Genomic DNA, 17,804 nt, shown 5'->3' with positions numbered 1-17,804 from the left:
CCTAAGTCATGGCAATGCCGGAAAGACCTCAATTAATCCTGAAAGGGATCGGTCACGAGAATCGTGTCATCCCGTTCCGGGCTGGTGGAGAGCAGCGCAACCGGCGCGCCGATCAGTTCCTCGATATGGCGGACATATTTGACGGCCTGCGCGGGAAGATCGTTCCAGCTTCTGGCGCCGGCGGTCGTGCCTGTCCACCCTTCCAGCGTCTCATAGACCGGTTCGACGCGCGCCTGCGCTCCCTGGCTTGCCGGCAGATAGTCTATCAGTTCGCCGTCGAGACGATAAGCGGTGCAGACCTTGATCTCGTCCAGCCCGTCGAGCACGTCGAGCTTGGTCAGCGCAATGCCCTTGATGCCGTTGACCGCGACGGCCTGGCGTACCAGAACGGCGTCGAACCAGCCGCAGCGGCGCTTACGGCCGGTAACGACGCCGAATTCATGGCCCTTGGTGCCGAGGAATTCGCCGATCTCGTTCTGCTGCTCGGTCGGGAACGGTCCCTCGCCGACCCGCGTCGTATAGGCCTTGGTGATGCCCAGCACGTAGCCGATGGCGTTCGGGCCGACGCCCGAACCGGCCGCGGCCTGGCCGGCGACGGTGTTCGAGGAGGTGACGAACGGATAGGTGCCATGGTCGATGTCGAGCAGGGTTCCCTGCGCGCCTTCAAACAGGATTCGCTGGCCTGCGCGGCGGCGGTCGTCCAGGACTTTCCAGACACGATCGACATAGGGGAGGATCCGGTCGGCAACCGAGGTGAGTTCTTGCATGAGCGTCTCATGCGCAACCTCTGACTGGCCAAGACCGCGCCGCAAGGCGTTATGGTGCGTGAGCAGCCTGTCGATCTTCAAGGGAAGTGTTTCCAAATTCGCCAAATCCATCACCCGGATCGCGCGGCGGCCCACCTTGTCCTCATAGGCGGGGCCGATGCCACGGCGGGTCGTGCCGATCTTCGTGCCGGAATCGGAAGCGGCGTCCTCGCGAAAGCCGTCCAGTTCCCGGTGCACGGAAAGGATGAGCGCCGTGTTTTCGGCTATTTTCAGGCAATCGGGCGTTATATCGACGCCCTGCGCCTTCAGTTTCGCCATTTCGGCTACGAAAGCGTGCGGGTCGAAGACGACACCGTTGCCGATGATCGACAGCTTGCCCTTGCGCACCACGCCCGACGGCAGCAGCGACAATTTATATACCGTGCCGTCCACGACCAGCGTATGGCCGGCATTGTGGCCGCCCTGAAACCGCACGACGACATCGGCGCGCTCCGACAGCCAATCGACTATCTTGCCCTTGCCTTCGTCGCCCCACTGCGAACCGACGACCACCACATTGGCCATAGTGTCTTCCCTTCAATCCGTGCAAAGAAGCCGCAGCGACTGCTGCCAAACGACAGGCCTCTATAGCGTCAAGACATGGCGAGCGCGACCATTCTTTGCCGGGCGAATCGCGCCGAGGCACAACAATTTTCGCTTTTCGCATCCTTTACTTGCGTAAATCCACGCCATAAGCCGACTGACGCCCGAGCATACGGATTTCTGCCATGCATAAAAAAGCCTATCTGCTGCTTCTGGCGACCACGCTGTTCTGGGCCGGCAATGCCGTAGCCGGCAAACTGGCGGTCGGGCATGTGTCGCCGATGCTGTTGAACGCCGCCCGCTGGTGTTTCATGCTCGCCCTGCTGCTGGCGGTCGGCCAACGGCATCTGGCCGCGGACCGGGCGGCCATCCGGGGCCATTGGCGGTTCCTGCTTTTTATGGGCGCGCTCGGCTTCACTGGCTTCAGCGTGGCCATGTACAGCGCGCTGCGCTACACGTCCGCCACCAATGTCAGCATCGAGCAGGGTGGCATGCCGCTGTTCGTCTTCCTGGCGTCGTTCCTGTTGTTTGGGACGCGGACCACTTCGGGGCAGGCGGCCGGCTTCGTGCTTTCCTTTATCGGCGTCGTGGTCACGGCGATCCATGGTAATGTCTACAACCTGCTTCATCTCGACATGAATTTCGGCGATGCGCTGATGCTTCTGGCGATCATCGCCTTCGGCTTCTATACGGCGGCGGTGCGGCGAATGCCCGATATTCACTGGATAAGCCTGATGACCGCCCTGTGCATCGGCGCGGTCATCGGCGCCGTTCCCTTCGTTGTCGCGGAAGCCGTTTCCGGCTCCCTGCTGCTGCCCGACATGCAGGGCTGGATGGTCATCGCCTATGCGATCGTGTTCCCCTCGCTGATGGCGCAGGCCTTCTACGTGCGGGCGGTGGAGGAGATCGGCCCCAACAGGGCCGGCGTTTTCATCAACCTCCTGCCCTTGTGGGGTGTCCTGCTTTCCGGCGTCATTCTCGGTGAAACCTTCCAGGCCTATCACGCGGTTGCGCTGGCGCTGGTGGTGCTGGGCGTGCTGATTGCGGAATATAGCGGCCTCAGGCTACAGAACGCGCCGAGGTGAGGCGCCAAAAACAAAGCCCGGCGCGAGGCCGGGCTTTGTTCGGATTGGGGTGGTGCAGGACTCAGGCGGCTTCTTCCTGCTCGGCTTCCTCGTTGTCGGCCTTGGCGCCGCGCTTGGGGCCCTTGTTGAGGTTCACCTCGATGAGACGAACGGCCTCGGTTTCCGACATATGGTTGACGGCCGCGATCTCGCGGGCCATCCGGTCCAAGGCCGCCTCATAGAGCTGCCGCTCGGAATAGGACTGCTCGGGCTGGTTGTCGGCGCGGTAGAGGTCGCGAACCACTTCCGCGATCGAGATAAGATCGCCCGAATTGATCTTGGCGTCGTATTCCTGCGCGCGGCGCGACCACATGGTGCGCTTGACGCGGGCACGGCCCTGCACGACCTTGAGCGCGCGCTCAACATAGTCTTCTTCCGACAGCTTGCGCATGCCGATGGAGGTCGCCTTGGCGACCGGCACCTTCAGCCGCATCTTGTCCTTCTGGAAATCGATGACGAAAAGCTCGAGCTTGTGTCCCGCAACTTCCTGCTCGTCGATCGAGACGATCTGGCCGACGCCATGGGCCGGATAGACAATGAACTCGCCTGTCTTGAAACCGTGGCGCGCCGGTGTTGCGGCCTTCTTCTGCGGGGTCGTCGTTGCCATTACGCATGAACTCCTTCGTTGTGGTGCCGGCAGTTGCCAGCCGAGCCCGAATGGCCGGAAACTTCCGGCTTGGTCGCCAGCCACAGATGAACCACCCGAAAACAGACCCCAGAGCCAGCGACCCGCATAAGCGGTCGCCTGGCCCAGATTGCTCTGGTCCAGATTAAGGAAGTTCACCCTTCAGTGATTTAGGCGTCTATCGCCATAGATCGACATTGTGTCTGGCATGTTGGGGCTTGATAACACAAAAAGTCGGAAGAATCAAGAATTTGCTGCATGCGCGAAGGCGCAGTGCAAGTGTCAACCGGCTAAATAGCCGGCCGCACCCGGCAATCGGCTGAACTCAGTCGCCCTGGCCCGGCTCGGCAGAGAAATACTTCTCGAACTTGTCGGTTTCGCCGTCAAAGGCCTTGGCATCCGCCGGCGGGTCGCGCTTGACGGCGATATTGGGCCATTTATCCGCATATTCGGCGTTGACCTGCAGCCACTTGTCCAGGCCGGAGTCGGTGTCGGCCTTGATCGCATCGGCGGGGCATTCGGGCTCGCACACGCCGCAGTCGATGCACTCGTCGGGGTGGATGACGAGCATGTTCTCGCCTTCGTAGAAACAGTCGACCGGACAGACCTCGACGCAATCCATGTATTTGCATTTGATGCAATTATCAGTAACGACATAGGTCATCGGTCGGCTCCGGGAAGTCCCGTACGTGTCATTCTATGCCGGGGAGGTAACGCCTTTGCCAGTCCCTTGCAAGGGACAGACGCCCATGCAAATCGGCGCAGGCGGAACGAATTTCCAATCGGCCGCATAGGAGCGAACAGGGCCGCCTCACTCATGGCCGAAGAACCGGTCCGTCTGGCGACGTTCCTTTTTAGTCGGCCGGCCGCTGCCGGGATCCCGCTGCGGAGCAGTGACGGCTTCCTTGTTCGAAACGGGCGCAGGCGTCATATCCAGGTAGAGCGTACGGGCCTCTTCCGCCGGGCCGCGTCTTGCGCCCGCCGCAACCACCTTCCAGATGCGGACGGTGCGCTCGAGCGTGATGGTCAAAACATCCCCCGGCTTGACCAGATCGGATGCCTGCGCTGCTTTGTCGCTGTTGATGCGAACGCGCCCGCCGACCACCAGCTTTGCCGCCAGCGAGCGGGATTTGACCGCCCGCGAAAAGAACAGCCATTTGTCGATGCGCTGGCGACCGTCTGCGGCCATCGGCTTCAGCCGGCGGAAGCGAAGGCCGGTTGCAAGGCCAGCGCCGGCATCATTTCTTCAACTGGTCGCGAAGTGCCGCGAGCTTGGCGAAGGGCGAATCCGGGTCGAAGCGCACGGGGCGTTCCTCGCGCGGCTGGAACGCAGGTTTGCCCGGCGCACCAGCAGAACCGTCCGGCCTGCCCTGCCTATTCGGCCGGTGTCGATCCTGACGCTCACCCTGCGGCTTGCCACGGCCTTCGGTCGGCTGGCCCTCGACAGGCTTGCCCTTGTAGCGGCTGCGGTCGAAGCGCGGGCGGCCTTTGCCCTTGTCGGCTTCGCCGGCCGGTTCGCCAGGTGCCCGTTCTCCAGCGGCCACGGCCGGGGCGTTGCGTGCCTGCCCGCCGCGCGGACGATTGTCGTGGCGATGATTGCCGCGAGGCCGCTCAAAGCGCGCCTGCCGCCACAACAGAATGGGCTTGGGCTGCTCTTCGGGGGCAGTCTCTTCGGCCTTGGCGTCCGGTGTGGAAACGTCGGCCGCGATTTCCGGCGCGGCGGCTTCTTCAACGGCTTCTTGGACGGTTTCCGGCGTGGGAGTTTCCGCTGCCGTCTCGACGCTCTCAACCGGAGTTTCGACGGAGGCCGTCGCCTCCACGGGAGCCGCTTCAGCTTCCTCTGCGGGCACAGCCTCTTCTGGCGTCTCCGCAACGGGTTCAGCAACCGGCTGCTCTTCTTCCGCCACGTCAGCGGGCGTGTCCGCCTGCTCTTCCACAGCCTGCGCCGTTTCCGAAGCAGCTTGCGCCGCCGGCTCTGCTAAAGGCATTTCCTCCGCTGCAGGTTCCGCTGCCTCGGCCGAAACTTCGCCAGCGGCTTCGGCAGTCGCTGCCTCGGCCGCCTTGGCCTGCTCCGCGCGCGCTGCTTCTTCCGCCGCCTGCCTAGCTTCTTCCGCCTCGCGGGCGGCGTTGTCCTGCGCCTCCAGCCTGGCCTTTACTTCGGCGGCCGGCTTCGGATCGGCGCGATAGCCGAGACCCTTGAGGATTTCTTCCATGTCGTCGGCGTTGGCGCCGAGAATCGACATCATCGGTGGCGTCACCATGAAGGCCTGGCCGTCATAGGCGCCTTCCGGTCGCGCGCCGAGGCCCGGCTTCCAGTTGGTCGCCGGGCGGATGAGATCGGCCAGCCGCTCCAGAATGTCGATACGTACGGCTCTACGGCCGAGATTGCGATAGCCGGCAAGCTTGTAGAAAGCAGGGTCGAAGGCAGGGTCGATGACGACCGAGGTGCGGCCCGAAGCCAGCGCGTGGACCACGTCGCCGAAGCCGGGCTTGTCCTTGCCGTCGTTCTTCAGCGCCCACAAAAGCGTTATCAGCCCTGCCGGCGCCGGCTTGACCAGCGCGGGCACGAACACATGGTAGGCGCCGAAGCGCACGCCGAGGCGGCGCAGGGCCGCGCGGCCTTCCTGTTCCAGCGTCTTCATTTCGCCCGCAATGTCGCGGCGGTTGATGAGGCCGAAATTCTCGACCAACTGGAAGGCGATGCCGCGCGCGATGCCGGAAACCTGCTCGGCGTTCTTCAGATCGACCAGCGGCTTCAAAAGAAGCTCGATCTGGAAATTGACGAAACGTTCCGCCCTGGCCGCGACCTTGTCGCGCGCGGGGCCGGTCAGTTGTTCGTCGGCCAAAAGGACAAGGCGCGGCTTGAGCGCATCCTCGCCGGCCACAAGCGTGGCGATCGGCGCGCCGATCCAGCGCAGCGTGCCGTCAGAACCCAGCGCGATATCGCCATTGGCGCAAGCCGCAAACCGCTCGGCGCGGGCTTCGAACTCCGTGCCGAGCGCTTTTTGCGCGGCGGCCTTGACCGCCTTGGCGTCTTCGCCGCCAGCGCTCTGGTCGGCGGTAAATCGGAACCCTTGCAACTCGCCAACATGGTGGCCTTCGACAAGAACGGTTCCAGCAGGACTAATTTCAGCTTCAGGCATCGTGTTTTCTCTAAGGCGGCGCATGAGGACGGAAGTCCTGCGGTCTACAAAACGTTTCGTCAACCGCTCATGCAGCGCATCCGACAATCTGTCTTCGATTTCTCGCGTCTTTTGCTGCCAGTGTGCCTGATCGGCAAGCCATCCGGGGCGGTTGGACACGAAAGTCCAGGTTCGGATCTGCGCGATGCGGTGCGACAGCGTGTCGATATCGCCTTCGGTTGTGTCGGCACGGCGTACCTGTTCGGCCATGTAATTTTCATCGACATGGCCGTGCCGGGCAAGGTCCATGTAGATGGAGGCGATCAGATCCGCATGCTGGGCCGGCGCGATCCGTCGATAGTCGGGCAGGGCGCAGGCTTCCCACAACAGCGCCACGCGTTCGCGCCCCGTTGCCAGCGCGCGGATTTCGGCGTCGCGCGAAAGCTGTTCCAGCGCCTGCGCGTCGACGGCCGGCAAGGCGCGGGTCAGTCCCTCGACCGGCGCATTGGTCTCGATCGAGCGCTTCAGCGCATCGAGGCTGGCAAAGTCGAAAGCGGGGGTGCGCCATTGCAGCACTTTCACCGGCTCGAAATCGTGGCCTTCGATCTTCTGGATCAGATCGTCGTCGAACGGATCGACCCGACCGGTGACGCCAAAGGTGCCGTCGCGCAGATGCCGCCCGGCGCGGCCGGCGATCTGGCCAAGCTCGGCGGCGGTGAGTTGGCGATACTGGAAGCCGTCGAACTTGCGGTTCTGGGCGAAGGCGACATGATCGACGTCGAGATTGAGCCCCATGCCGATGGCATCGGTGGCGATCAGGTAATCGACGTCGCCGGACTGGTAGAGCGCCACCTGCGCATTGCGGGTGCGGGGGCTGAGTGCGCCGAGCACGACGGCGGCACCCCCTTGCTGGCGGCGGATCAGTTCGGCGATGGCGTAGACCTCGTCCGCCGAAAAGGCGACGATGGCCGTGCGGCGCGGCAGCCGCGTCAGTTTCTTGGAGCCGGCATAGGCAAGGTGCGAAAGGCGCGGCCGCGTCACCACGGAAACGCCGCGCAACAGTTTTTGCAGGATGCCGTGCATGGTGGCAGCGCCCAAAAGCAGCGTTTCCTGACGCCCGCGCAGATGCAGGATACGGTCGGTAAAGATGTGGCCGCGCTCCAGGTCGCCGGCAAGCTGCACTTCATCCAGCGCAACGAACGCCACGTCGGTCTCGCGCGGCGTCGCCTCCACCGTGCAGACCGAATATTTCGCGCCCTTGGGCTGGATCTTTTCTTCGCCGGTTATCAGCGCAACCTTGTGGGCGCCGACCTTCTCGCAGACGCGGGCATAGACTTCGCGTGCAAGCAGCCGCAGCGGCAGGCCGATGATGCCGCTTTCATGCGCCACCATCCGCTCGATGGCGAGATGCGTCTTGCCGGTATTGGTCGGCCCCAGAACGGCGGTCACGTCACGGCCGGACAGGATCAGGGGTTCGGTCTGTTTGGGCTGGATGTTCATCGACGCGGAAGAAAAACCTTATAGGTCGCAGGGACGAACGACACATAGGCATTTGACAGCCCAAGCGAAAGCCGAATGTTCCTGCTCCGCGTCGTGCCTCTCTCTCGAGAGCGGGTCTGCGGCGCGGAATTAACAAGTGGAACGGGACTGGAACGAATCGGCGACGAATCGCTGACTCAGTCTGATTCAGGGTTTGTTCACGGCTACATGTAGTTCTTTCTCTCGGAGATTTACCACATGCTGAATCACGGAGGCTCGCCGTGATGCCAGTGGAGCCGCCGCCGTTAACTTCTGCCGGCGGGTGACCGTCGAGTCAGGGTTTCGCTCCGGCAAAGCCTTGAAATCTTTTATCTTTTGCTAACGGACGTTAACCCTTTTCTGCCGCTTCGCGCGCTCTCCATTAACCTATCGGCCAAAGCCGGAACGAAACGGCGACGAATCAGCGATGGGCAAAGTTTCCCGTTTCGTTCACGGCAACATCTTGTGTTGTGCACAGCTTGTCCACCGATAATCCACAGGCCCGGCCGCAGGGGCGGACCGACAAGGGTGGGCCCCGTTAAGGCTTGCGTGCCGGATCGGGACAGGTGGCCAGAAAAAAGGCGGCCCGCAAGCGGCCCGCCTTAACCATGTGATGCCCGTGCGGTCAGGTGAAATACTGCCCGCCATTGGCCGTGATGGTCGAGCCTGTGATGAAGCTGGCATCGTCGGAGGCGAGGAAAACCACGCAGCGCGCGATCTCTTCCGGTTCGCCGAGCCGCCCGATCGGGATCTGGGCGATGATGGATTCGCGCACCTTTTCCGGCACGGCCATGACCATGTCGGTGGCGATGTAGCCGGGACAGATTGCATTGACCGTGATGCCCGCGCGCGCGCCCTCTTGTGCAAGGGCTTTCGTGAAGCCGATGTCGCCGGCCTTGGAGGCGGAATAGTTGGCCTGGGCGAACTGGCCCTTCTGGCCGTTGATGGAAGAGATGGTAATGACGCGGCCGAACTTGCGCTCACGCATGCCATTCCAGAGCGGATGCGTCATGTTGAAGGCGCCGTTGAGGTTGGTGTCGATCACCTCTTTCCACTGCTCGCGGGTCATCTTGTGGAACGGCGCGTCGCGGGTGATGCCGGCATTGTTGACCAGCACAGAGACCGGACCGAGGTCGGCTTCGACCTGTTTTATGCCGGCGGCGCAGGCATCGTAGTCGGCGACCGACCATTTGTAGGTCTTGATGCCCGTCTCGGCGGTGAATTTCTGTGCCGCCTCGTCATTGCCGCAGTAGTTCGCAGCCACCGTATAGCCGGCCTTCTTGAGGGCTATCGCAATGGCAGCGCCGATGCCGCGTGTGCCGCCTGTGACGATTGCTACTTTGCTCATGAATGTTCTCCTCCCGTTGGTCGGAGAAGCGAGTAGAGAGTAGCGAATTGCGAGTAGGGAAGTCGTCCCGACTGGTTTTCGCTCTTCTTCCCTATTCGCTACCCCTATTCGCCATTCGCTAAATTCATTCGCTCAGTTCATCGCTTCCACGCACATGGCGACGCCCATGCCGCCGCCGATGCACAGCGTGGCAAGACCCTTCTTCGCGCCGCGGCGCTTCATCTCGAACACCAGCGTGTTGAAGACGCGCGCGCCCGAAGCGCCGATCGGATGGCCGATGGCGATCGCGCCGCCATTGACGTTGACGATCGCCGGGTCCCAGCCCATGTCCTTGTTGACGGCGCAGGCCTGCGCGGCGAAGGCCTCGTTGGCCTCGACCAGATCGAGATCGCCGACCGACCAGCCTGCTTTTTCCAAAGCGCGGCGCGAGGCCGGGATCGGGCCGGTGCCCATGATCGCCGGATCGACGCCGGCGGTCGCCCACGATGCGATGCGCACCAGTGGGGTGAGGCCGCGGCGCACCGCTTCCGCCTCGCTCATCAAAAGCGCGCCGGCCGCGCCATCGTTGATGCCGGATGCGTTGGCGGCGGTTACCGTGCCTTCTTTGTCGAAGGCCGGCTTCAGCTTGGTCATGGCGTCCATGGTCGCGCCATGGCGGATATATTCGTCCTGGTCGACGACGGTATCGCCCTTGCGGCCCTTGACCGTGAAGGCGACGATCTCGTCCTTGAATTTGCCGGCGTTCTGCGCCGCCTCGGCCTTGTTTTGCGAGGCAAGCGCAAACCGATCCTGCTCGTCGCGGGTGATCTGGAATTGCTTGGCGACGTTCTCGGCGGTCGTGCCCATGTGATAGCCGTTGAAAGCATCCCACAACCCGTCCTTGATCATCGTATCGATCAGTTTCAGATCGCCCATCTTGGTGCCGGAACGCAGATGCTGGGCATGCGTCGACAACGACATGGATTCCTGGCCGCCGGCGATGATGATTTTGGCGTCGCCGGCCGCGATCTGCTGCATGCCGAGCGCAATCGCGCGCAGGCCCGAGCCGCAGACCTGGTTGAGGCCCCAGGCGGTCGTTTCTTTCGGCAGGCCGGCATTGATCGAGGCCTGGCGCGCCGGGTTCTGTCCCTGTGCAGCCGTCAGGACCTGCCCGAGAATGACTTCGTTGACCTCGGCCGGTTCGATGCCGGCACGGACCAGAAGCTCGCGGATGACCGTCGCGCCCAGATCATGCGCCGGCGTATTGGCAAACGCTCCGTTGAAGGATCCAACAGGTGTGCGCGCCGCGCTGGCGACGACGATGGCATTGGCAGCAGGCATTTTTTTCTCCAGTACGGACAGGATGGCCAAGGGTTGTGGATACTTTTCTTGCCCTTTCCAACCTCCGAGTCAAACCGGAAATGGTGCTCCTATCATGTGCTTTCGAGGAGAAAGCTTGCCATAGGGGCGCTTTGCAGCGCCAAAAGCTCCCGCACTGCACAAACTACTTGGAATCGTATCGCTTTTGCGCAATCCTCGAAAAAACGTGCAATGTCGCCGGCTACCCATATCGGGTTTGCCGGCCCCCGGGAGGATGCTGATGGCAGCAAAAAACGAACCGGTGGTGATCAAGAAATACGCCAACCGCCGCCTCTACAATACGGGCACCAGCACCTATGTGACGCTCGAGGATCTTGCCGAGATGGTCAAGAAGGGCGAGGAGTTCACGGTCCAGGACGCCAAGACCGGCGACGACATCACCCATCCGGTGCTGACCCAGATCATCTTCGAGCTGGAAAACAAGGATGGGCAGAACATGCTGCCCGTGCCGTTCCTGCGCCAGTTGATCGCCTTTTATGGCGACCAGATGCAGTCGATCGTGCCCAGCTTCCTCGAACAGTCGATGAGCGCCTTTTCCAAGGAGCAGTCGCGGTTTCGCGAGCAGATGAAAGCGTCGCTGGCAAAGTCGCCCATTGATGTCATGAAGTCGCCGATCAAGGCGATCGAAGAGCAGACGCGCCGCAACATGGAGATGTTCCAGAACGCCATGCGGATGTTCACGCCATTTCCGCAAGGCGGAACCGGCGTCGGCCCCGAGCCGGAGGCGACCGAGGAACAGGCCGGCGGGCAAGCGCCGGAAAAATCCGACGACCTTCAGCAGTTGAAGGAACAGATCGCCGCCATGCAGCGCAAGCTGGACACCATGTCCTGAGTTTACGCCGGTACGGGCGCTTCGCCCTATTTGCCGGCGTCGAAAGTCTGGCCGAAACGCTGGCGCAGCATGTTCTTCTGCACCTTGCCCATTGTATTGCGCGGCAATTCGTCGATGAGAAAAACACGGCGCGGTTGCTTGAAGCGGGCGAGCTTCGGGCCGATGCCGGCCAGCAACGTGCGGCGACCTCGCTTGCCGTATAGGCGGTGTTCAGCGGCAGGAAGACTGCGCCTGCGGTAATGCAGGCCGCATAAACCGCCAGCGCCTCGGTCGATTTTTTCGCCTGCAGCGCAACCCGGTCGCGGGGCCGATGCCGCTGGCAGCCAGTGCATGGGCAAGGCGCGCGGTGAGACGAAGGAACTCGCCATACGAGATAGCGCGGCCATCCTTCAGCGTGAGGAACGTCCGTTCGCTTTGCCCGTGGGGCCAGAAAAGAGCATCGTAAATCGTATTGGACATGCCGCATTCTCCCCAAACCTCAGATGTCCTTTCCAGCACCCCGGCGGCGCAGCCACAAGACCCAAACTGCATCTGGCCTTTGCACGCATCGGCCAATGTGCCTAAACAGGGGTGTCGTTTCCGGGCGGGCCAGAAGCGCTGCGGGCATCTTTCCACGAAATCGAATGGTTCCAAGCATGACAGAAACTCCTCTCGTTCCCGTTTTCGACGGCCACAACGACACGCTGCTCAAGCTCTATCTGTCGCCCGAGGCGGACAAGGAAAAGCTGTTCGTCGAAGGTGCTCCGGCCGACTGGCACATAGACCTGCCGCGCGCGAAAAAAGGCGGCTTTGCCGGCGGCATGTTCGCGATCTTTCCGCCGCCGCTGGAAAAGCGCAAGAAGGTCGACGGTCCCGGTCCCATGCCCGGCAACGATGAACCGCTGCCGCCGGAACTGCCGATGAACGATGCGCGCGTCTCGACGCTCGCCATGGCGTCGATCCTGTTCAAGCTCGAGCGCGCCGGCGCGCTGACCGTCTGCCGAAGTGCGGCCGACATTCGCGCCGCGATAGGGCGCGGCTCGCTTGCCGCCGTCTTCCACATCGAGGGCGTCGAGGCGATCGATCCCGACCTGGCCATGCTCGATGTGCTTTATGCCGCCGGCCTGCGCTCGCTGGGCATCGTCTGGAGCCGGCCAAACGCGTTCGGCAACGGCGTGCCATTCCGGTTTCCGGCCTCGCCCGATATCGGCGATGGCCTGACCGACGCCGGCAAAAATCTGGTCAAGGCCTGCAACCGGCTAAGAATCCAGATCGATCTTTCGCATCTCAACGAGAAGGGTTTTCGCGATGTGGCGGCCCTTTCGGATGCGCCGCTGGTCGCCACGCATTCGAACGTCCATGCGATCTGCGCCAGTGCCCGCAACCTGACCGCGTGGCAGCTTGGCGCGATCCGCGACAGCAAGGGCATGGTCGGCCTGAATTTCGCCACCGGCTTCCTCAATCCGCAAGGCTCCGCCGGCCGGGGCGCCGATCTCGACATGATGATCCGCCACGTCGATGCCATGCTGGAAACGGTAGGCGAGGACGGCGTCGGGCTGGGCTCCGATTTCGACGGTGCGCCGATACCTTCGGAAATCGGCGACGTGTCGGGCCTGCCAAGACTGATCGAGGCCTTCGAAAAGCATGGCTACGGCAAGGAACTGATCGAGAAGATTGCGTGGAAAAACTGGGTGAACGTGCTAGAGCGGTCGATCGGTTAAACCTGCCGAGTTTCGACTATCCAGCCTCCATACGTTCCAGCCATTGTTTTCCGACACCCCGGTCACGGATGATCGGCAGCGGGTCTTGCCCGTCCAGCCGGGCGCTGAGGCGATAGACCTCCAGCGTCTCGGCATCCATCTCGCTGCGCTTGTAGAAATACATTGCCGCCGCATAACGCGTGCGCCCCGACCATGCTTCACCCAGCGGCGTGTTGACGAGCGCCCATTGCTCGGCGAGATCGGCCTCGTCGGACATAGCTTAAAAATCCGCGGGCGGGTTGGCGGTGCGGCGTTCGAGCTTGATGAACGGGCGCGGCACAATTTTGGCGCGCTTCATCATCTTCACGTATTGCAGTTCGCGCATGGCGTAGATTTCGACCCACAAATCATCGACGATCACATCGCCATAAGGCAGTTCCAGCGAGGCGATGGCGATGTTGCGTTTGGCCATGGGCGACCACATGGCGGCGCTGATCAGGCCGACTTCCCGATTTTTCTTGTGGTAGACGATGGCGTGTTCGGCCGGGACATTGCCCTCGATCTCCAGCCCGACGAGCACGTGGCGCAGCCGTTTCTTCGCCCGAGCCTCCAGAATGGCGCGGCGGCCGTTGAAATGGCCTTTTTCCGCATCGACCATGAAGCCGAGGCCGATCTCGTCGGGCATGCGCAGCCGGTCCGAGCGGATGGCGTGGTCCGCCGTGATAAAATCCGAATTGGCGACGATCAGCCCCGCTTCGAGCCGGGCGCGGTTCAGCGCCGTATAGCCGATGGCGCGGATGCCACGCGACTGTCCGGCCTGCATCAGCCGATCCCACAGCGACAGCGCCAGTTCCGCCCGCACGAACAGTTCATAGCCGAGATCGCCGGTGAAACCGGTGCGCGAAATGATGACCGGCCCACCCTCATGCGCAAATTCGGCGAGGTCGAAGATTTTTAGCCCCTCGACACCGGCAAAGCCCGCTTCGCGCAAGACGGCGAAGGAGGTCGGCCCTTGCAAGGCGAGACCGGCGACCGCCTCGGTTTCTTCCTCGATCACAACATCGAAACCGAGGCTTGAATCCAGCAGCCATGGCAGATGCCGTTCCTGCGAACACAGCCTGAAGCGCGTTGGAGAAAGCCGAAACAGCGTGCCGTCGTCGAGTACATGGCCGCTATCGTCGCACCAAGCGGTGTACTGTACGCGGCCCGGCTTCAGTCTGGTCACGTCGCGCAGCGTCACCTTGTTGCAGTAGGCTTCCGCATCCGGCCCCTCGATCCGGTATTTGACCATCGGCGAAATGTCGAACAGTGCTGCCTGGCTGCGGATGGCGAAATATTCCAGTTCCTCGTCCCACAGCGAATTGGGCGCGCGATAGCCGGCCCAGTCATACCAGTCGTTGGTTTTCGCCAGCGCATCGATGCGCGGCTGGAACGGCGTGTCGATGCGCAACGTGCGGAAATGGGACTGGGCGGTGGTGCGCGGGTTTGTGATTTGCTGGTTCATGACGCTACCCTCTCACCGCCATCACCCGCTGCGCCGCATTCAGCCCGGGTGCGCCGGAAACGCCGCCGCCGGGGTGCGAGCCAGCCCCGGCCAAAAACAGCCCGTCGAGCGGTGTGTCGTAGCCCGACCAGCCTGAAACCGGACGCGAGACCAGCATCTGGTCGGCCTGCAACTCGCCGTGGTGCCAGTGGCCGCCCGGCATGCGATAGCGCGCCTCGATATCGGCCGGCGTCAGCAATTCGGCATGCAGCACCGTCTTGCCGATGCCGGGGGCGAAAATTTCAAGCTGCGCCATGATGGCGGCCAGGAATTTCGGTTTTCCAGCCTCCCAGCCTTCCTTCAGCGCATAGGGCGCGTATTGCACCACGGCTGAAAGAACGCAGGCTCCATCGGACGCGAGCGAAGGAACGGTGAGCAACGGCAGCGTGATTTCCATCACCGGCTCGGGCGAGAATTCTCCGTATTTCGACGGGTTGAAGGCGCGTTCGACATGGTCGGTCGAGGGCGCGATGACCAGCCTTCCCCTGTGGCCCGCCGCGTCGACGCCCAAAAATTCCGGCATCCGGTCCAGTGCCAGATTCAGCTTGGCGGCATCGCCCTTCAAGCGGATGTGTTTCACCTTGCGCACGAAGCCGGTATCGAGCTTTGTCGCGCCGACGAGATCGAAAAACGTCGTCGCCGGATTGATGGCGGATACGATCGACTTCGCGCGGATTTCTTCGCCGCTGTCGAGCGTCACGCCAATGGCGCGGTCATTTTCGACGAGGATCTTCGCCACCGGGGCCGACGTGCGGATCGTCACGCCCGACTTTTCCGCCGAGGCTCGGATGGCGGCGACGACAGCGCCCATGCCGCCCTGCGGCAGCAGTTGAGCGCCGGATGCACCGCCCGTCTCGCCCGTCAGCCGGTAGTAAAGGCCGAGCAGCGAGGTTGGCGAGCGTGGCCCGAGATGCGATCCCAGCACCGCGTCGAAGGCAAGCAGGCCCTTCAGCCGGTCGTCGGACAATTGCTCGTCGAGCAGGTCGGCGACATTCATCAACAGCACGCGCAGAAAGTCGCGCATGTCTTCCTTGCCGAGCCTTTTGAGCGACAGCCCGGTCTTGCCCAGCCGCATCTTCTCGCCGAGCGACAGGCCATCGAGGTCGGGCGGACGATGGCCAAGCAACGGCTTCAATACGCCGGCATAGCGCAGCAATTGCGCGCGCAGTTCCTTCCATGCCGCCTGTTCCGAAGCGCTCACGCCGGACAGTGTTTCGCCATAGGCGCCGTGCAGCACCAGCGGGTTGCCGTCTCGAGACAAGGCCACGGAGGGCGCAAAAGCTGCATGTGAAAATTTCAGCCCATGCTTTTCCAGCTCAAGCGTCTTCACCACATCGGGATGCAGGCGGTTCAGCACATGGGCGATGGCAGAGCTGCGAAAGCCGGGAAAGAATTCCTCCGTGCGCGCCGCACCGCCGACTTCGGCATCCGCTTCCAGCACCAGCACGTTGCGGCCACCCTTGGCCAGCGTGGCGGCGCAGACGAGGCCGTTATGGCCGCCGCCGATGATGATGGCATCAAATGATGTCATGGGCCGGGCTCATATGCTGGGTAGGCTTGGCAAGATCGCGCAAAATCTCGGCGGCGGCGTTGCGGCCGGGCGCGCCCATGACGCCGCCGCCGGGATGGGTGGAGGAACCGCACATATAAAGCCCGCCCACCGGCGAGCGGTATTGCGCGTAGCCCGGCACCGGGCGGTTGAACAGAAGCTGGTCGAAGGTCAGTTCGCCCTGGAAGATGTTGCCTTCAGTGAGCCCGACTTCGGCCTCGATCTCGCGCGGCGTGCGGACTTCCATATGGATGATGCGATCGCGAAAGCCCGGCGAATAGTCGGCGATCTGCGAAATCACGCTCTCGGCGAAGCCGTCGCGGTCGGCGTCGGTCCATTCGCGACCGGCGATCTTGGGCGGGGCGTATTGCACGAAGCAACTCATGAAGTGCTTGCCGGGCGGCGCCATGGTCGGGTCGAGCGTGGTCGGGATCATCATGTCGAGCATTGGGTCGGCCGACCATGTGCCGGCCTTCCAGTCGTCATAGGCGCGCTCCATGCGCTCGACCGAATCGGTGAAATGCAGATCGCCGCGAAGGCAGGGCGAATCCTTCGGCAGGGCGGGAAATTCCGGCATGGAATCCAGCGCGATGTTGACCTTGCCGGACGAGCCGCGAATCTTGAAGTTCTTCACGCGGCGCAGGAAAATATCGGGCAATTCTTTTTCCTCGACCAGCTTGAGGAAGGTGCGTTTTACGTCGGCATTGGAAACCACGAGCTTGCCGTAGATTTCCTCGCCGCCGGCCAGAACCACGCCCTTCGCCTTGCCGCGACCGACCAGCACATGATCGACCTCGGCCCCGGTGCGGATGGTGCCGCCGGAAGCCTGGAACGAGGCGGCGAGCGCCTTGGTCACCGCGCCCATGCCGCCGCGCGCATAACCCCAGGCGCCGACCGAGCCGTCGACCTCGCCCATATAATGGTGCAGCAGCACATAGGCGGTGCCGGGCGACATCGGCCCGAGCGCTGTGCCGATGATGCCGGAGATGGCGAAATTCGCCTTGATGACATCGGTCTCGAAATATTCGTCGAGAAACTCCGAAATCGACATGGTCCAGAAGCGCAACGTCAGCGCCATCTCTTCCGAACTCAAGCCGCCGAATTTTTTGCCCAGATAGAGCAGTTCGCCGATATCGCGCGGGCGAAAGCGGGTCGGGTCGGGCGCGGTGCGCATCAACAGCGGCTGGATGAAGCGGCATTGCCGCGTCACGTCGCGGGCATAGCGGTCATAGGCCTCGGCGTCACGCTTGGAGAAGCGGGCGAACTCGCGCCGGTGCGCATGGTGGTCGCGGTAGTTGCCGAGATAATCGCCGTCCTGCGTCAGCACCGCGCCGCCCTCATAGGCGATGACCTGCAGGCCGAAGCGCGGCAATTCCAGGTCGCGCATGATTTCCGGCCGAAACAGCGAGCAGACATAAGAGCAGTTGGAATAGAGAAAGCCCGGCGTATGCGAGCGGCTGGTGGCCGCACCGCCGACCCAGTCGTTCTTCTCCACCACCAGCACGTCCAGCCCAGCCCGCTGCAGATAGCAGGCATTGACCAGCCCGTTATGGCCGCCGCCGATCACGATCACGTCCCAGTCTTTCAATCCGAATCCTGACTGCCTGCGCCGTTTTTGATCTGTTTCAGCGCGGACTGCTGCCCCTATGGTGGGAATTTCGCACGGGCAGCCGCATATTGTCCAGCCGTATTGAATGAATGTTCAACAAATATGTTGCGGTTTCCCGCCGATGCGATAGACTTTGGCCTGTGTTCG

At 62.7% G+C, this 17,804-nt stretch carries 15 protein-coding genes and 1 pseudogene; 3 read left to right on the top strand and 13 right to left on the bottom strand.

Annotated features, from left to right (window positions below; all coding sequences use genetic code 11):
- Positions 1-32: 32 nt before the first annotated feature.
- Complete coding sequence (locus tag ACX3P0_RS10100) at positions 33-1,331, bottom strand: adenylosuccinate synthase (RefSeq protein WP_459078948.1); 1,299 nt, start codon at positions 1,329-1,331, stop codon at positions 33-35.
- A 203-nt stretch (positions 1,332-1,534) separates the two neighbouring features.
- On the opposite strand from ACX3P0_RS10100, the gene ACX3P0_RS10095 reads away from it, so the two are divergent.
- Positions 1,535-2,434: a DMT family transporter gene (locus tag ACX3P0_RS10095; protein ID WP_459088108.1), complete on the top strand. Its 900-nt coding sequence runs from the start codon at positions 1,535-1,537 to the stop codon at positions 2,432-2,434.
- A 61-nt stretch (positions 2,435-2,495) separates the two neighbouring features.
- Here the strand turns inward: ACX3P0_RS10095 and ACX3P0_RS10090 are convergent, their stop codons facing one another.
- The 6 genes from ACX3P0_RS10090 to ACX3P0_RS10065 form a co-directional block, all read right to left on the bottom strand.
- Positions 2,496-3,080 (bottom strand): CarD family transcriptional regulator, encoded by a 585-nt coding sequence (locus tag ACX3P0_RS10090; protein WP_459078950.1) that lies wholly within the window; start codon positions 3,078-3,080, stop codon positions 2,496-2,498.
- A 343-nt stretch (positions 3,081-3,423) separates the two neighbouring features.
- Positions 3,424-3,762 carry a ferredoxin FdxA gene (gene fdxA / locus ACX3P0_RS10085; RefSeq protein WP_459078951.1) on the bottom strand — a complete coding sequence of 113 codons (339 nt, stop codon included), beginning with the start codon at positions 3,760-3,762 and terminating at the stop codon, positions 3,424-3,426.
- A gap of 147 nt (positions 3,763-3,909) precedes the next feature.
- Positions 3,910-4,287 (bottom strand): RNA-binding S4 domain-containing protein, encoded by a 378-nt coding sequence (locus tag ACX3P0_RS10080; protein ID WP_459088106.1) that lies wholly within the window; start codon positions 4,285-4,287, stop codon positions 3,910-3,912.
- Positions 4,288-4,336: 49 nt separating this feature from the next.
- The gene (locus ACX3P0_RS10075) at positions 4,337-7,720 is read right to left on the bottom strand and encodes a helicase-related protein (RefSeq protein WP_459088104.1); all 3,384 of its coding nucleotides are present in this window, start codon (positions 7,718-7,720) and stop codon (positions 4,337-4,339) included.
- Positions 7,721-8,363: 643 nt separating this feature from the next.
- Complete coding sequence (gene phbB, locus ACX3P0_RS10070; RefSeq protein WP_459088102.1) at positions 8,364-9,086, bottom strand: acetoacetyl-CoA reductase; 723 nt, start codon at positions 9,084-9,086, stop codon at positions 8,364-8,366.
- Positions 9,087-9,218: 132 nt separating this feature from the next.
- Positions 9,219-10,406 carry an acetyl-CoA C-acetyltransferase gene (locus ACX3P0_RS10065; RefSeq protein WP_459088100.1) on the bottom strand — a complete coding sequence of 396 codons (1,188 nt, stop codon included), beginning with the start codon at positions 10,404-10,406 and terminating at the stop codon, positions 9,219-9,221.
- A 259-nt stretch (positions 10,407-10,665) separates the two neighbouring features.
- Between ACX3P0_RS10065 and phaR the strand changes: the two genes are divergently transcribed.
- Positions 10,666-11,277, top strand: coding sequence for a polyhydroxyalkanoate synthesis repressor PhaR (gene phaR, locus ACX3P0_RS10060; protein ID WP_459088098.1), 612 nt, complete (start codon positions 10,666-10,668; stop codon positions 11,275-11,277).
- Between the two features lie 26 nt (positions 11,278-11,303).
- Here phaR and ACX3P0_RS10055 read toward each other — a convergent pair whose 3' ends face one another.
- Positions 11,304-11,453: a hypothetical protein gene (locus tag ACX3P0_RS10055; RefSeq protein ID WP_459088251.1), complete on the bottom strand. Its 150-nt coding sequence runs from the start codon at positions 11,451-11,453 to the stop codon at positions 11,304-11,306.
- A gap of 59 nt (positions 11,454-11,512) precedes the next feature.
- Positions 11,513-11,743, bottom strand: a pseudogene (locus ACX3P0_RS10050) (hypothetical protein); the annotation flags it as partial.
- A 169-nt stretch (positions 11,744-11,912) separates the two neighbouring features.
- Here ACX3P0_RS10050 and ACX3P0_RS10045 point away from each other — a divergent pair.
- Positions 11,913-12,977 carry a dipeptidase gene (locus ACX3P0_RS10045; RefSeq protein WP_459078958.1) on the top strand — a complete coding sequence of 355 codons (1,065 nt, stop codon included), beginning with the start codon at positions 11,913-11,915 and terminating at the stop codon, positions 12,975-12,977.
- Between the two features lie 16 nt (positions 12,978-12,993).
- Here the strand turns inward: ACX3P0_RS10045 and ACX3P0_RS10040 are convergent, their stop codons facing one another.
- The 4 genes from ACX3P0_RS10040 to ACX3P0_RS10025 are packed head-to-tail and all read right to left on the bottom strand — an operon-like array spanning position 12,994 to position 17,636.
- Positions 12,994-13,233 carry a hypothetical protein gene (locus ACX3P0_RS10040; RefSeq protein ID WP_459088096.1) on the bottom strand — a complete coding sequence of 80 codons (240 nt, stop codon included), beginning with the start codon at positions 13,231-13,233 and terminating at the stop codon, positions 12,994-12,996.
- Positions 13,234-13,236: 3 nt separating this feature from the next.
- On the bottom strand, positions 13,237-14,460 hold the full coding sequence (locus ACX3P0_RS10035) for an aminomethyltransferase family protein (RefSeq protein ID WP_459088094.1): 1,224 nt from the start codon (positions 14,458-14,460) through the stop codon (positions 13,237-13,239).
- A 4-nt stretch (positions 14,461-14,464) separates the two neighbouring features.
- The gene (locus tag ACX3P0_RS10030) at positions 14,465-16,030 is read right to left on the bottom strand and encodes a phytoene desaturase family protein (protein ID WP_459088092.1); all 1,566 of its coding nucleotides are present in this window, start codon (positions 16,028-16,030) and stop codon (positions 14,465-14,467) included.
- Positions 16,017-17,636, bottom strand: coding sequence for a phytoene desaturase family protein (locus tag ACX3P0_RS10025; protein ID WP_459088090.1), 1,620 nt, complete (start codon positions 17,634-17,636; stop codon positions 16,017-16,019). The genes ACX3P0_RS10030 and ACX3P0_RS10025 overlap by 14 nt, the downstream gene beginning before the upstream one ends.
- Positions 17,637-17,804: the final 168 nt, after the last annotated feature.

It is taken from the genome of Mesorhizobium sp. A556, assembly GCF_054489545.1.
This window is presented reverse-complemented; position numbering and strand designations above follow the sequence as displayed.